This is a genomic window from Stutzerimonas kunmingensis (assembly GCF_014764705.1).
GTDB lineage: Bacteria > Pseudomonadota > Gammaproteobacteria > Pseudomonadales > Pseudomonadaceae > Stutzerimonas.
Genome location: NZ_JACXXG010000012.1, coordinates 37,081 through 51,934 on the forward strand (window position 1 = coordinate 37,081; position 14,854 = coordinate 51,934).

The following is a 14,854-nucleotide window of genomic DNA, read 5'->3' on the forward strand; positions in this document are numbered from 1 at the left end:
CGTCAACAGACCCACTCCCGGAGGAAAATATGGGCGCGCTCTACATGATCATCGGCACCCTCGTTGCGCTCGGGGTGCTGGTGACCTTTCACGAATTCGGTCATTTCTGGGTTGCCCGTCGCTGTGGCGTGAAGGTGCTGCGATTCTCCGTTGGCTTCGGTAGTCCGCTGCTTCGCTGGCATGACCGGCAGGGCACCGAGTTCGTCATCGCTGCGATACCGCTTGGCGGTTACGTCAAGATGCTCGACGAACGTGAGGGCGACGTGCCTCCCGCTTTGCTCGACAGTGCATTCAATCGCAAGAGCGTCCGCCAGCGCTTCGCTATCGTATCCGCCGGGCCGTTGGCCAATTTCCTGTTAGCTATGGTGTTCTTCTGGCTGCTGGCGATGCTTGGCAGCGAACAGGTGCGGCCTGTTGTCGGTGCTGTCGCGCCAGGCAGTCTCGCTGCTCAGGCGGGGATGGCGGTTGATCAGGAGATCGTTGCGGTCAATGGCAAGCCAGTCAGCGGCTGGTCCGAGGTCAATCTACAGTTGGTACGGCGCCTGGGCGAGAGCGGTCAGCTCGATATGACGGTGCGAGAGCTTGGCGGTTCTGGCGAGCAGCACTTGCAGATCCCGTTGCAAAATTGGCTGAAAGGCGTGGAGGAGCCGGACCCGATCACCTCGCTCGGAATCAGACCCTGGCGCCCTCAGATTGTCCCAGTGGTTGCTCAGTTGGACCCTGAAGGCCCGGCGCAGGCTGCAGGTATTCGTCTCGGTGACCGCCTGTTGAGTATGGATCAGCAGCCACTGGACGATTGGCAGCAGGTGATCGACGCAGTCAAGGTACTGCCCGGTGAGGCGGTATCCCTGCAGGTGGAGCGCGCCGGTGAGCGACTCGATGTGTCGTTGACGCTGGCCGCGCGTGGCGAAGGCGATGCGCGCCGCGGTTATCTGGGGGCGGGTGTCGAAGGTGGTGAATGGCCAGCGGAAATGCTGCGCGAAGTCAGCTTCGGTCCTCTTGAAGCGGTGGTCGAAGGCGTAAGGCGCACCTGGACCATGAGCCTGCTGACCCTCGATTCGCTGAAGAAAATGCTCTTCGGGGAGCTCTCGGTAAAAAACTTGAGCGGTCCGATAACCATTGCTAAAGTGGCGGGCGCTTCTGCCCAGTCGGGGCTAGGGGATTTCCTCAATTTCCTCGCCTATCTGAGCATTAGTCTGGGGGTTCTCAATCTATTGCCTATCCCGGTGCTCGATGGCGGCCATCTGCTCTTCTATCTCGTCGAGTGGGTCCGCGGACGTCCTCTGTCGGAGCGGGTACAGGGATGGGGAGTACAGATCGGCATCAGCCTGGTGGTTGGGGTGATGCTGCTTGCACTGGTCAATGACCTTGGCCGTCTGTAATGCCGAATCCGTAGTGTCGCCATGCCGAATCGCCGGTTCATTTATCAGGTTTGAATAAGAAAGGACTTCATGAAACGTCTGCTGCTACCTGCGGTTATCTCCGCATTGATGATCGCCGAAGTTCACGCTGAGTCCTTCACTATTTCCGATATCCGGGTCAATGGCCTGCAGCGGGTTTCCGCCGGCAGCGTATTCGGCGCTCTGCCTTTGAACGTGGGTGAGCCCGCCGATGACAATCGCCTCGTCGATGCCACTCGTGCGCTCTTCCGAACCGGTTTCTTTCAGGATATTCAGCTGGGGCGGGATGGCGATGTGCTGGTCATCAGCGTAGTCGAGCGACCATCTATTTCCGGCATCGAGATCGAAGGCAACAAGGCGATCAAGACCGAAGATCTGCTGTCAGGTTTGCAGCAGTCCGGTCTGGCCGAAGGGGAAATCTTTCAGCAGGCCACGCTCGAGGGTGTACGTAATGAACTGCAGCGCCAGTACGTTGCCCAGGGGCGCTATTCGGCGACCATCGAAACCGAGGTCATTTCGCAGCCGCGTAATCGGGTGGCGTTGAAGATCAAGATCAACGAAGGCTCGGTGGCGGCGATCAAGCACGTCAATATCGTGGGCAATTCTGTCTTCGCGGACGAAGATCTGGTGGATCTGTTCGAGCTGAAGACCACGAACTGGCTGTCGTTCTTCCGCAACGACGACAAGTACGCGCGTGAAAAGCTCTCCGGTGACCTGGAACGCCTGCGCTCGTATTACCTGGATCGCGGTTACATCAACATGGATATCACCTCGACCCAGGTATCCATCACGCCAGACAAGAAGCACGTCTATGTCACCGTGAACATCGACGAAGGCGAGCGCTATACCGTGCGCGACGTCAAGCTGAGCGGTGATCTCAAGGTTCCGCAGGAAGAGATCGAGGCGCTGTTGCTGGCAAAAGAAGGTCAGGTGTTCTCGCGCAAGGTGATGACTACGACCTCCGAGCTGATTACACGGCGCTTGGGTAACGAAGGCTATACCTTTGCCAACGTCAACGGTGTTCCTGAAGCTCACGACGAAGACAATACGGTGTCGATCACGTTCGTCGTCGATCCGGGTAAGCGTGCGTACGTCAATCGCGTCAATTTCCGCGGGAATACCAAGACCGAAGATGAAGTGCTGCGTCGCGAGATGCGCCAGATGGAAGGTGGGTGGGCGTCGACCTATTTGATCGACCAATCCAAGACTCGTCTCGAGCGCCTGGGCTTCTTCAAGGAAGTGAACGTAGAAACGCCACAGGTTCCAGGTACGGATGATCAGATCGACGTCAACTACAGCGTCGAGGAGCAACCGTCCGGTTCGATCATGGCCAGCATCGGTTTTGCGCAAAACGCAGGCCTGATTCTGGGTGGCTCCATCAGCCAGAACAACTTCCTCGGTACCGGTAACCGGGTCTCCCTGGGCTTGACTCGCAGCGAATACCAGACGCGTTACAACTTCGGTTTCGTCGACCCCTACTGGACCGAAGACGGTGTCAGCCTGGGGTATAACGCCTTCTATCGCACCACCGATTACGACGAGCTCGATTACGACGTTTCCAGTTATTCGGTGGATAGCCTTGGTGGCGGCATCAACATCGGCTACCCGATCAGCGAGACGTCTCGACTGTCATTCGGCCTGACTGTGCAGCAGGATGATCTTGATACTGGCCGTTATACCGTGGACGAGATCTTCGACTTCATGGAGGAGGAGGGCGACAGCTTCCTCAACTTCAAGGCATCTGCAGGTTGGTCCGAGTCGACCCTCAATCGCGGCGTGCTCGCAACTCGCGGCCATTCGCAGAGCCTGGTATTCGAAAGTACTATTCCGGGCAGCGACCTGTCTTTCTACAAACTCGACTACAACGGCCAGCTGTTCGTACCGATGAGCAAGGATTACACCCTGCGCATGCATACGCGCCTGGGTTACGGGGACGCCTATGGCTCGACCTCGAGCCTGCCGTTCTACGAGCATTACTATGCCGGCGGCTTCAATTCGGTACGCGGCTTCGAGGATAGCAGCCTCGGCCCTCGTAGCACGCCGAGTGACGGGTCGCGCCCAGGCACCATCGCCGACCCGGATCAGGATCCTCTGCCGTTCGGTGGTAACGTACTCATCCAGGGGGGCTTGGAAGTGCTGTTCCCCATGCCGTTCGTCAAGGATCAGCGCTCGCTGCGTACCTCGGTGTTCTGGGACGTAGGTAATGTGTACAACACCAATTGCCCAACAGAGTCGAGTAATTGCAGTGATATCGACTTCGGCGATATGGCCAGCTCGGTGGGTGTCGGTCTGACCTGGATTACCGCAATGGGCCCGCTGAGCTTCAGTCTGGCTATGCCGGTGGTCAAGCCGGACGAGGCCGATACTCAGGTATTCCAGTTCTCGCTGGGACAAACGTTCTAACATTGCGGCGTGATGCCTCAGTGCTTTCTTTCAGGAGTGGTGTTTACCGTGCGTAAGTTGACTCAACTGTTTCTCGTCGTTGCCGCGCTGGTAGCGACCCCAGCATTTGCCGAAATGAAGATCGCCGTCATGAACTATCAGATGGCGCTGCTTGAGTCGGATGCGGCCAAACGTTACGCGGTCGACGCGGAGAAGAAGTTCGGCCCCCAACTGAGCAAGCTGAAAACACTCGAAAGCGACGCCAAGCGTATTCAGGATCGCCTGGTCAAGGACGGCGACAAGATGCAGCAGGCCGAGCGTGAACGTCTGGAGCTCGAATTCAAGCAAAAGGCCCGTGACTTCCAGTTCCAGTCCAAGGAGTTGAACGAGGCAAAGGCTGTGGCGGATCGGGACATGCTCAAGCAGCTCAAGCCGAAGCTTGACCAGGCTGTCGAAGAAGTCATCAAGAAGGGCAACTACGACCTGGTGTTCGAGCGTGGTGCCGTGGTGGATGTCAAACCGCAGTTCGATATCACCCGCCAGGTCATCGAGCGCATGAATCAGCTGCGCTGATATGGCAGGCGCAGTCTATACACTCGGCCAGCTGGCCGAGGAACTGGGTGGCACCCTGCGCGGCGATGCTGACCAGACTATTAGCGGGCTCGCTACCCTGCAGGAGGCGGGCCCGGCGCATTTGAGCTTCCTTGCCAATGCTCAGTATCGCAAGTACCTGTCGACCACCCAGGCCGCCGCGGTGTTGTTGGCTCCCGCTGATGCCGAAGGCTACGAAGGCGCGGCAATTGTCGTTAGCGACCCCTATCTGGCTTATGCGCGCGCGTCGCACTTGTTCGAGACTCGACCGGTAGCGAATAGCGGCATTCACCCGACGGCGGTGGTCGCTGCCGATGCTTATGTAGATTCGTCGGCCAGCATTGGTCCCTATGTGGTGATCGAGTCCGGCGCAACCATCGAGGCGGATGTGGTGATCGGTGCGCAGTCATTCGTCGGCGCCCGTAGCCGAATCGGCGCTGGCGGGCGACTCGCACCGCGAGTCACGCTTTATCACGACGTGCAGATCGGTAAGCGCGTGGTGATCCAGTCCGGTGCCGTGATCGGTGGTGAGGGGTTCGGCTTCGCCAGGGAAAAAGGTGCCTGGCAGAAGATCGCTCAAATCGGCGGTGTGCGTATCGGGGATGATGTGGAGATTGGCTCGAATACCACCATCGACCGCGGCGCCCTTTCCGATACGCTGATTGGCAACGGCGTGAAGCTAGATAATCAGATCATGATCGCGCACAACGTGCAGATTGGTGACAACACGGCGATGGCTGGCTGTGCCGGCATCTCCGGTAGCACCAAGATCGGACGCAATTGCATGATCGCCGGTGGCGTCGGCATGGTTGGGCACATCGAAGTGTGCGACAACGTGTTCGTGACGGGTATGACGATGGTCACGCGCTCGATCACGGAACCCGGAAGCTACTCCTCGGGCACGGCGATGCAGAATGCTGCCGATTGGAGAAAGAGTGCGGCGCGTATTCGTCAGTTGGATGACATGGCTCGCCGGCTGCAACAGCTGGAGAAAAGCCTGGCTACCGTGACTCAGGGTCAGAATCCGGCTTCTGATGCCTGAGCTTACCGTCTGATCCGGTTTTTTTTCGGGGTTAATGCCTGTCAGTGCTCGCGCGGGCTTTCAGCGCAGGCGGCCCTATACTTTTTTACAGGCTCTTTCCTGACATGATGGATATCAACGAGATTCGCGAATATTTGCCTCACCGCTACCCGTTCCTGCTGGTGGACCGTGTGACGGAGATGGACGTCGAGGCCAAGCGCGTTCGTGCCTACAAGAACGTGACCATCAACGAACCGTTCTTCAATGGACATTTTCCACAGCATCCGATCATGCCAGGCGTGCTGATCATCGAAGCCATGGCGCAGGCGGCCGGTCTGCTTGGTTTCAAGATGATGGGCGTCAAGCCAGCCGATGGCACGCTTTACTATTTCGTCGGCTCTGACAAGCTGCGCTTCCGTCAGCCGGTGGTTCCGGGCGATCAGTTGGTCCTGGAAGCTTCCTTCATCAGCGCCAAACGCGGCATCTGGAAGTTCGATTGTCGTGCCAGCGTCGAGGGCAAGCCGGTCTGCTCGGCAGAAATCATCTGCGCGGAACAGAAGATATGAGTTTGATCGACCCTCGCGCCATCATCGACCCTGCGGCTCGCTTGGCGGATGACGTCCAGGTCGGCCCATGGTCGATCATTGGTCCGGACGTCGAAATTGGCGAGGGTACGGTGATCGCGTCGCATGTGGTCATCAAAGGGCCGACCCGTATCGGTCGGCACAATCGCATCTATCAGTTCTCCTCGGTTGGCGAAGATACGCCGGATCTGAAGTACAAGGGTGAGCCGACGCGCCTGGTGATCGGCGATCACAACGTGATTCGCGAGGGTGTCACCATCCATCGCGGCACCGTGCAGGATCGCTCCGAAACCACCCTCGGTGATCACAACCTGATCATGGCTTATGCTCACATCGGCCACGACAGCGTGATCGCCAATCATTGCATTCTGGTCAACAACACCGCGCTGGCCGGTCACGTCCATGTGGGCGACTGGGCCATTCTCTCCGGTTACACCCTGGTGCATCAGTTCTGCCATATCGGCGCCCATAGTTTTTCCGGCATGGGCACGGCGATCGGCAAGGATGTACCGGCGTTTGTCACCGTGTTCGGCAATCCGGCTGAGGCGCGCAGCATGAACTTCGAGGGCATGCGTCGTCGTGGTTTCAGCGCCGAAGCCGTTCACGCCCTGCGCAACGCTTACAAGGTCGTCTACCGCAAGGGTTTGACCGTGGAGGCCGCACTCACCGAGCTGGCCGAAAGTGCAGCGGCATTCCCCGAGGTTGCGATCTTCCGCGACTCGATCCAGGCTTCAACTCGTGGCATCACCCGCTGAGATGAACCGGCCGCTCAGGGTTGCCTTGGTTGCCGGGGAGTCCTCCGGTGACATCCTTGGTGCGGGCCTGATGCAGGCGCTGAAGGCTCAGCACGCGAATGTCGAATTCATCGGGGTCGGCGGCTCGCGCATGCAGGCCGAAGGGTTGCAGTCGTACTTTCCGCTCGAGCGTCTGGCAGTGATGGGCCTGGTCGAAGTGCTCGGTCGTTTGCCGGAGCTGCTGGCCCGCCGCAAACGCCTGGTGGACACGCTGATCCAGCAGCGGCCGGATGTATTCATCGGCATCGACGCACCGGACTTCAATCTCGGGCTTGAGCTCAAGCTGCGCGGCGCCGGAATCAAGACCGTGCACTACGTCAGTCCGTCGGTCTGGGCCTGGCGTCAGAAGCGGGTACTGAAGATCCGTGACGCCTGCGATCTGATGCTCACGCTGTTTCCGTTCGAGGCCAGGTTCTACGACGAGCACCAGGTACCTGTTCGCTTCGTCGGTCATCCCCTGGCTGATGCCATTCCGCTTTGCGCCGATCGTGCCGCGGCGCGGCAAGCGCTCGGATTGCCAGCGGATGGCCTGGTCGTCGCGCTGATGCCCGGTAGCAGGGGCGGCGAAGTCGCTCGACTGGGGGATCTGTTCCTTTCCGCTGCCGAGCGGTTGCGCGCCATGCGTCCCGGGATTCGTTTTGTCATGCCTTGCGCCAGCCCCGAGCGGCGGCTGCAGCTTGAGCAGATGCTGGTTACTCGTGATTTGCCGCTGACCCTGCTCGATGGCCGGTCCCATGAGGCATTGGCCGCCTGCAACGCCGTGTTGATTGCTTCCGGTACGGCAACGCTTGAGGCGCTGTTGTTCAAACGTCCTATGGTGGTGGCCTACAGCGTAGCGCCAATGACTTACCGCATCCTCCGGCGGCTGGTGAAGAGCCCCTATGTTGCGCTTCCCAACCTGCTGGCCCAGCGTCTGCTGGTTCCCGAGTTGCTGCAGGACGCCGCTACCCCCGAAGCGCTTGCGCAGTCTCTGTCGCCACTGCTGGACGATGGTGACGTGCAAACCGAAGGCTTCGACAGTATTCATCGCACCCTGCGTTGCGATGCGTCGAGTCAGGCCGCCGATGCCGTGTTGCGCCTGGTTGGAGTTCGTTGATGCAGTTCGGACTCGATTTCAATCTGGTCGAAGAGCTGGTTGCCGGCGTCGACGAGGTCGGGCGCGGGCCGCTGTGTGGTCCTGTAGTGACCGCCGCAGTTATCCTCGATCCGGCGCGTCCGATCGAAGGCCTCAACGACTCGAAAAAGCTGAGCGAAGCCCGTCGTGAAGCGTTGTTCGACGAGATCTGCGCAAAGGCGGTGGCGTGGTGCATTGCCCGAGCCGAGGTCGAAGAGATCGATCAGCTGAATATCCTTCACGCCACGATGCTCGCCATGCAGCGTGCGGTTGATGGACTGAGTGTCACGCCGCGGCTGGCACTCATTGATGGCAATCGGTGCCCTCAGCTGAACGTGCCCAGCGCACCGGTGATCCAGGGCGACGGTCAGGTGCCGGCTATCGCTGCGGCATCCATCCTGGCCAAGGTCAGTCGTGACCGCGAGATGCAGGCCCTGGATCTCTGCTATCCGGGTTATGGGCTGGCCGGGCACAAGGGTTATCCGACTCCAAGCCATCTGGAGGCGCTTCGTCGGTTAGGACCAACGCCCATTCACCGGCGCTCTTTCGCCCCCGTGCGTACGCTGCTTGAGCAGGCAGTTGTCGAGACCGACATCTCGGCCAGCGTACTGCTGGTCTAGCTGGTAACTGTACGCGGGCCAGCCAGGTGCTTTATGAGGCCTGGGCCGCCGAACACCCTTTTGCCGTGTCGGCTACCGCTAGCGCGGTCGCCAGCCCGTCCGTGCTTTCCGGTACAATCCCGCGCTTGTCGTTCTGCCAGCTCAAGGTCTGTTCATGCCTGTTTCCTTCGTCCATCTACGTCTGCATACCGAGTACTCGCTGGTCGATGGGCTGGTTCGGGTCAAGCCGCTGATCAAGGCGGTCGCGGCAGGTGGCATGCCGGCAGTGGCGGTGACCGACATGAGCAATATGTGCTCGCTGGTCAAGTTCTATAAAGCCGCGCAGGGCGCCGGCATAAAGCCGATTTGCGGTGCCGATATCTGGATGGCTGGTTGTGACGAGGACGGTCCTCTCAGCCGCTTGACCTTGCTGGCGATGAATCCCAAGGGGTATCGCAATCTCACCGAGTTGATCTCTCGCGGCTGGACCGAAGGCCAGCGCAACGATCTGGTGATCATCGAGCGCGACTGGGTCAAGCAGGCCGCCGAAGGTGTGATCGCCTTGTCTGGCGCCAGGGAGGGAGAGGTCGGCCAGGCGCTGCTCAATGGCGACGAACCACTGGCCGAATCGCGTCTGGCTGAATGGCGCGATGTGTTTGCCGATCGCTTCTACCTGGAAGTTCAGCGCACCAGCCGGGTCAATGACGAAGAGTATCTGCACGCTGCAGTCGCGCTCGCCGAGCGCAGCGGTACGCCGCTGGTCGCGACGAACGACGTGCGTTTCCTCAAGCAGGAAGACTTCGAGGCCCACGAGACCCGCGTATGCATCGGTGAAGGCCGAACTCTGGACGATCCGCGGCGGCCGCGTACCTACTCTGATCAGCAGTATCTGAAGACTCCGGCAGAGATGGCCGAGCTGTTCAGCGACCTCCCCGAGGCGCTGGAAAACACCGTCGAGATCGCCAAGCGCTGCAACATCGAAGTGCAGTTGGGTACCTACTTCCTGCCGAACTTCCCCGTGCCCGAGGGCATGACCATCGACGACTACCTGCGTCAGGTGTCGTTCGAAGGGCTGGAAGAACGCCTTGAGGTGCTGCTACCCAAGGACACTCCTGACTACGAGGCGAAGAAGCAGGTCTACATCGATCGCCTTGAGTTCGAGCTGGGCACCATCATCCAGATGGGCTTCCCCGGTTACTTCCTGATCGTTATGGACTTCATCAAGTGGGCGAAGAACAACGGCGTACCGGTCGGCCCAGGCCGTGGCTCGGGTGCCGGCTCACTGGTCGCCTACGTGCTGAAGATCACCGACCTCGATCCGCTGGCCTATGACCTCCTGTTCGAGCGCTTCCTCAACCCCGAACGTATTTCCATGCCCGACTTCGACGTCGACTTTTGCATGGATGGTCGCGACCGGGTCATCGATTACGTGGCCGAGGCATATGGCCGTAATGCGGTCAGCCAGATCATCACCTTCGGCACCATGGCGGCCAAGGCCGTGGTGCGCGACGTGGCGCGGGTGCAGGGCAAGTCCTACGGCCTGGCTGATCGGTTGTCGAAGATGATTCCCTTCGAAGTCGGCATGACGCTGGAAAAGGCCTACGAAATGGAGGAGCCGCTGCGCGACTTCCTCGCCGTTGACGAGGACGCCCGGGAAATCTGGGAGATGGCGCTCAAGCTCGAAGGTATTACTCGCGGTACCGGTAAGCACGCCGGTGGTGTGGTGATCGCGCCAACCAAGCTCACCGACTTCGCGCCGATCGCTTGCGACGAGGAGGGTGGCGGCCTGGTGACCCAGTTCGACAAGGACGACGTCGAGCAGGCCGGTCTGGTGAAGTTCGACTTCCTCGGCCTGCGGACGCTGACCATCATCAAGTGGGCGCTGGAAACCATCAACCGCGAACAGGCCAAGAAGGGCCTGGAGCCGATCAACATCGACTTCATCCCGCTGGATGACAAGCCAACCTACCTGTTGCTGCAGAAGGCCGAGACCACCGCGGTTTTCCAGCTCGAATCCCGCGGTATGAAGGAGTTGATCAAAAAGCTCAAGCCCGACTGCCTGGAAGACCTGATCGCACTGGTGGCGCTGTTCCGTCCCGGTCCGTTGCAATCGGGCATGGTGGACGACTTCATCAACCGCAAGCACGGGCGTGCCGAAGTCTCCTATCCACACCCGGACTACCAGTACGCCGGGCTGGAGCCAGTGCTCAAGCCCACCTACGGCATCATCCTGTACCAGGAACAGGTGATGCAGATCGCACAGGTCATGGCCGGCTATACGCTGGGTGGTGCGGACATGCTGCGCCGCGCCATGGGCAAGAAGAAGCCCGAGGAGATGGCCAAGCAGCGCGGTGGTTTCATCGAAGGCTGTTCCAACAATGGCATCGATAAAGAACTCTCAGGCAACATCTTCGACCTGGTAGAGAAGTTCGCCGGTTACGGTTTCAACAAGTCGCACTCGGCGGCCTACGGTCTGGTTTCCTACCAGACGGCCTGGCTCAAGGCGCACTACCCGTCGCCGTTCATGGCTGCCGTGCTCTCGGCGGATATGCACAATACCGACAAGGTGGTGATCCTTATCGAGGAATGCCGCAGCATGAAGCTGCGCATCGACCCGCCCGATGTGAACATTTCCGAGTTCAAGTTCACCGTCAACGATGACGGCCGTATCGTCTATGGCCTAGGTGCAGTCAAGGGCGTGGGCGAGGGGCCGGTCGAGGCCATCGCTGAATGTCGTGCCGAAGGTGGGTCATTCAAGGACCTGTTCGACTTCTGCGCGCGGATCGACCTGAAACGGGTCAACAAGCGTACCCTTGAGGCGCTGATTCGCTCCGGTGCGCTGGATCGTCTAGGTCCGTATTTCTTCGAAGAGGTCAAGGCCTATCAGGCCAACATCGACCGCAATCGGGCGGTTTTGCTGGCGGCGATGGAAGAAGCGGTGCAGGCCGCGGAGCAGACGGCGCGCAGCGCTGAGAGCGGCCACATGGACCTGTTTGGCGGCTTGTTCGCCGAGCCCGAAGCTGACGTCTACGCCAACCATCGCAAGGCGCGCGAGCTGTCTCTGAAGGAGCGTCTGAAAGGTGAAAAGGACACCCTAGGCCTCTATCTCACTGGTCACCCGATCGATGAATACGAGGGCGAGGTGCGCCGCTTCGCACGCCAGCGCATCGTCGATCTACGTCCGGCGCGTGGCGAGCAGACCATTGCCGGCCTGATCGTCAATCTGCGGGTAATGAAGAACAAGAAGGGCGACAAGATGGGTTTCATCACCCTGGATGACCGCTCGGGGCGCATCGAGGCGTCACTGTTCGCCGAGGCTTTCAATACTGCTCAGGCGTTGTTGCAAACCGATGCGCTGGTCGTGGTGGAGGGCGAGGTAAGCAACGATGACTTTTCCGGTGGCCTGCGGCTGCGCGCCAAGCGGGTTATGAGCCTGGAAGAGGCGCGCACCGGGCTCGCCGAAAGTCTACGGGTCAAGGTCGCTGGTGAAGCGCTCAAGGGTGAGCGCATGCGTTGGCTGGCCGAGGTCTGTGGCCGTCATCGCGGGGCCTGCCCGATTACGCTGGAATACACCGGTCGCGACGCGCGTGCCCTGCTGCAGTTCGGTGAAGCCTGGCGGATCGACCCGGCCGACAACTTGATTCAGGCATTGCGTGACCAGTTCGGACGCGACAACGTCTTCCTGCAATACCGATAGAGGGCCGAGGCCCGGAAGGTCGCCGATGGCGCTTTCCGGGTCAGGCCCGAACGGCCCGGTGATGACCGGGTCATGGTTCAGAACAATTTTTGTTCGACCTGAATGCGCCCGTCCCGTAAGGTAAGGCGCAAAAAACGGAACAGCCTCCCGGCCGCCTGGCCGTCGACGCATGACGGATGCCTATGAACCCGAATTTCCTGGATTTCGAACAGCCGATCGCCGACCTGCAAGCCAAGATCGAAGAATTGCGCCTGGTTGGTAACGACAACTCGCTGAACATCGGCGATGAGATTGCCCGCCTGCAGGACAAGAGCGAATCGCTCACCGAAAGCATCTTCGGCAATCTGACCAGCTGGCAGATCGCCCGCCTGGCCCGCCACCCGCAGCGCCCCTACACCCTCGACTACATCAATCACCTGTTCACCGAGTTCGAAGAGCTGCACGGTGATCGCCACTTCTCCGATGACGCCGCTATCGTGGGCGGTACTGCGCGTCTGGACGGACAGCCGGTGATGATCATCGGTCATCAGAAGGGCCGTGAGGTGCGCGAGAAGGTACGCCGTAACTTCGGCATGCCGCGCCCCGAGGGTTACCGCAAGGCGTGCCGTCTGATGAAGATGGCCGAGCGCTTCAAGATGCCGATCCTGACCTTCATCGACACCCCGGGCGCCTATCCGGGTATCGATGCCGAAGAGCGCAACCAGAGCGAGGCAATTGCCTGGAACCTGCGCGTCATGGCACGTCTGAAGACGCCGATCATCGCCACCGTGATCGGTGAGGGCGGTTCTGGCGGAGCCCTGGCTATTGGCGTCTGCGACCAGCTGAACATGCTGCAGTATTCCACCTACGCGGTGATTTCGCCGGAAGGCTGCGCCTCGATTCTCTGGCGCACCGCCGAGAAGGCACCTGAAGCGGCCGAGGCTATGGGTGTGACGGCTGAGCGTCTCAAGGACCTGGGCATCGTCGACAAGGTGATCCCGGAGCCTCTGGGCGGCGCCCACCGCAATCCTGCCGTCATGGCTGCGGCCATGCGTGAGCAGCTGAACAGCCAGCTGCATATGCTCAAGTCGCTGGATACCGATGCGCTGCTCGCGCGCCGCTATGAGCGCCTGATGAGCTACGGTATCGCCTGATCCGTCACGCCTGATTCGCGTCTCGATTTCGCCGTTCGGAATCGAGGCGCGTAAGCCAGTGGGTTGATCGCCCCCAACGTCCTATCGCTGCTTCTGCCGCCGGGCTTTATGCTTGCCGTCAACGCCGGTCATCGAAGCGCTCGTATGTCCCTCGACTCCCTCCTGCTTTCAGCTCTCGCACCTTGGCGTGGTTCACCGACATGGTGGGTCGCGTTGTCTGGGGGTCTTGATTCGACCGTCCTGTTGCATTTGCTGGTACGGCTCGCTGGACAGCATGAGTTGCCTGCGATTCGCGCGATCCATGTGCATCATGGTCTGCAAGCCGCTGGTGAGGGCTGGCCGGCGCATTGCCAGGCGATCTGCGACGGTTTAGACGTTCCTTTGCAGATAGTCCGCGTGAAGGTCGTGCCTGGCGCAAGCCTGGAGCGTGCGGCGCGCGAGGCTCGCTATGAAGCGTTCTCCGAATGCCTGGGGGAGGGCGAGCTGCTCCTGACAGGTCAACACCGTGACGATCAGGCCGAAACTGTGCTGTTTCGTCTGCTCCGAGGGGCTGGCGTGCGCGGTCTGGCAGCGATGCCGGTGGAGCGGTCGCTAGGTCTGGGCAGACTGGTGAGACCGCTTCTCGGCGTATCGCGCATCGAACTCGAGGCGTACGCCCGGCGCAACGCATTACGCTGGGTCGAGGATCCGAGCAATCAGGATCACAACTATTCGCGCAATTTTCTGCGCCGCGAGGTCATGCCGCTTTTAAAGCGGCGCTGGCCGCAGGCGGCTTCGAGTATGGCTCGAGCAGCGGCTCATATGACTGAAACGCAGCAACTGCTGGACGAGCTGGCGCAACAGGATCTGCTCATTGCGAACACGGCCAGCGCTTTTGAGTGGCTACGCCTGCCCAGCCTTGCGCTACCGCCGTTGCGAGCATTGACGCCGGTGCGTCAGCGCAACGCGCTACGTCATTGGCTGGCGAGCTTCACGCTGGCGCCGGATGAGGGTCACTGGGCCGGCTGGGCGTCGCTGCTGAATGCCCGGCCGGATGCCACGCCGCGATGGTGCTTGGCAGGGGGCGAGCTGCAGCGCACAGGCGAGCGGGTCTGGTGGCTGCCCGATAGCTGGCTTGAGCCGGTTGTCGAGCCGATCGACTGGTCGGACCCGTCTACAGCCCTGGAGCTCCCAGGCAATGGCATGCTTCGAGGGGCGGGTGAGCCACCTGCCGGTAAACTCCAGGTCCGTTATCGGCACGGTGGCGAGGCGCTTCTCGTGCCTGGCCGCGGCCGGCGCGACCTGAAACGTCTGCTTAACGAGGCTGGCGTTCCCTATTTTGCGCGCAGTCGTCTGCCGTTGCTTTACTGCAATGATGAACTGATCGGCGTGGCCAATCTGCCACTCCTGCCCGACGGGCGGTTCGCCCTGTATTGGTGCGTGCCGGACTTCTAAGTGGTTTGAGCTGATAAGGCCTTTCCGGTAGACTACCCTCCCGTCTCAATACAGCTTCTGCGGTTTCTTCGAATCCGTGGCAGTTGCGCTATTGCCGCTCGCGAG

The 14,854-nt window shown here is 60.4% G+C and carries 11 protein-coding genes; all 11 read left to right on the plus strand.

Annotated features, from left to right (window positions below):
* The first annotated feature begins 29 nt into the window (after positions 1 to 29).
* Entirely contained in the window at positions 30 to 1,382 is a 1,353-nt protein-coding gene (gene rseP / locus IEG05_RS11465; protein WP_046621279.1) for an RIP metalloprotease RseP, read from the plus strand.
* Positions 1,383 to 1,451: 69 nt separating this feature from the next.
* Entirely contained in the window at positions 1,452 to 3,803 is a 2,352-nt protein-coding gene (gene bamA / locus IEG05_RS11470; RefSeq protein WP_003299362.1) for an outer membrane protein assembly factor BamA, read from the plus strand.
* 48 nt (positions 3,804 to 3,851) lie between these two features.
* On the plus strand, positions 3,852 to 4,355 hold the full coding sequence (locus IEG05_RS11475) for an OmpH/Skp family outer membrane protein (RefSeq protein WP_003295019.1): 504 nt from the start codon (positions 3,852 to 3,854) through the stop codon (positions 4,353 to 4,355).
* Position 4,356: 1 nt separating this feature from the next.
* Entirely contained in the window at positions 4,357 to 5,415 is a 1,059-nt protein-coding gene (gene lpxD / locus IEG05_RS11480) for a UDP-3-O-(3-hydroxymyristoyl)glucosamine N-acyltransferase (protein WP_046621273.1), read from the plus strand.
* 104 nt (positions 5,416 to 5,519) lie between these two features.
* Positions 5,520 to 5,960, plus strand: a complete 441-nt coding sequence (gene fabZ, locus IEG05_RS11485) for a 3-hydroxyacyl-ACP dehydratase FabZ (protein ID WP_003299359.1) — start codon at positions 5,520 to 5,522, stop codon at positions 5,958 to 5,960.
* Complete coding sequence (lpxA, locus tag IEG05_RS11490) at positions 5,957 to 6,733, plus strand: acyl-ACP--UDP-N-acetylglucosamine O-acyltransferase (RefSeq protein ID WP_003299358.1); 777 nt, start codon at positions 5,957 to 5,959, stop codon at positions 6,731 to 6,733. The genes fabZ and lpxA overlap by 4 nt, the downstream gene beginning before the upstream one ends.
* A gap of 1 nt (position 6,734) precedes the next feature.
* On the plus strand, positions 6,735 to 7,868 hold the full coding sequence (gene lpxB / locus IEG05_RS11495; protein WP_046621271.1) for a lipid-A-disaccharide synthase: 1,134 nt from the start codon (positions 6,735 to 6,737) through the stop codon (positions 7,866 to 7,868).
* Complete coding sequence (gene rnhB, locus IEG05_RS11500; RefSeq protein ID WP_046621270.1) at positions 7,868 to 8,506, plus strand: ribonuclease HII; 639 nt, start codon at positions 7,868 to 7,870, stop codon at positions 8,504 to 8,506. The genes lpxB and rnhB overlap by 1 nt, the downstream gene beginning before the upstream one ends.
* Before the next feature lie 154 nt (positions 8,507 to 8,660).
* The gene (dnaE, locus tag IEG05_RS11505) at positions 8,661 to 12,182 is read left to right on the plus strand and encodes a DNA polymerase III subunit alpha (protein WP_191122066.1); all 3,522 of its coding nucleotides are present in this window, start codon (positions 8,661 to 8,663) and stop codon (positions 12,180 to 12,182) included.
* Between the two features lie 182 nt (positions 12,183 to 12,364).
* Entirely contained in the window at positions 12,365 to 13,315 is a 951-nt protein-coding gene (locus IEG05_RS11510; RefSeq protein WP_191122067.1) for an acetyl-CoA carboxylase carboxyltransferase subunit alpha, read from the plus strand.
* 144 nt (positions 13,316 to 13,459) lie between these two features.
* Entirely contained in the window at positions 13,460 to 14,749 is a 1,290-nt protein-coding gene (tilS, locus tag IEG05_RS11515; RefSeq protein WP_080950601.1) for a tRNA lysidine(34) synthetase TilS, read from the plus strand.
* The last annotated feature ends 105 nt before the right edge of the window (positions 14,750 to 14,854 follow it).

What these genes read in the sequence shown, in the direction of transcription:
- rnhB (WP_046621270.1), top strand. Translation starts at nt 7,868, where the DNA reads ATGCAGTTCGGACTCGATTTCAATCTGGTCGAAGAGCTGGTTGCCGGC.
- lpxB (WP_046621271.1), top strand. Translation starts at nt 6,735, where the DNA reads ATGAACCGGCCGCTCAGGGTTGCCTTGGTTGCCGGGGAGTCCTCCGGT.
- bamA (WP_003299362.1), top strand. Translation starts at nt 1,452, where the DNA reads ATGAAACGTCTGCTGCTACCTGCGGTTATCTCCGCATTGATGATCGCC.
- IEG05_RS11510 (WP_191122067.1), top strand. Translation starts at nt 12,365, where the DNA reads ATGAACCCGAATTTCCTGGATTTCGAACAGCCGATCGCCGACCTGCAA.
- lpxA (WP_003299358.1), top strand. Translation starts at nt 5,957, where the DNA reads ATGAGTTTGATCGACCCTCGCGCCATCATCGACCCTGCGGCTCGCTTG.
- dnaE (WP_191122066.1), top strand. Translation starts at nt 8,661, where the DNA reads ATGCCTGTTTCCTTCGTCCATCTACGTCTGCATACCGAGTACTCGCTG.
- rseP (WP_046621279.1), top strand. Translation starts at nt 30, where the DNA reads ATGGGCGCGCTCTACATGATCATCGGCACCCTCGTTGCGCTCGGGGTG.
- tilS (WP_080950601.1), top strand. Translation starts at nt 13,460, where the DNA reads ATGTCCCTCGACTCCCTCCTGCTTTCAGCTCTCGCACCTTGGCGTGGT.
- lpxD (WP_046621273.1), top strand. Translation starts at nt 4,357, where the DNA reads ATGGCAGGCGCAGTCTATACACTCGGCCAGCTGGCCGAGGAACTGGGT.
- fabZ (WP_003299359.1), top strand. Translation starts at nt 5,520, where the DNA reads ATGATGGATATCAACGAGATTCGCGAATATTTGCCTCACCGCTACCCG.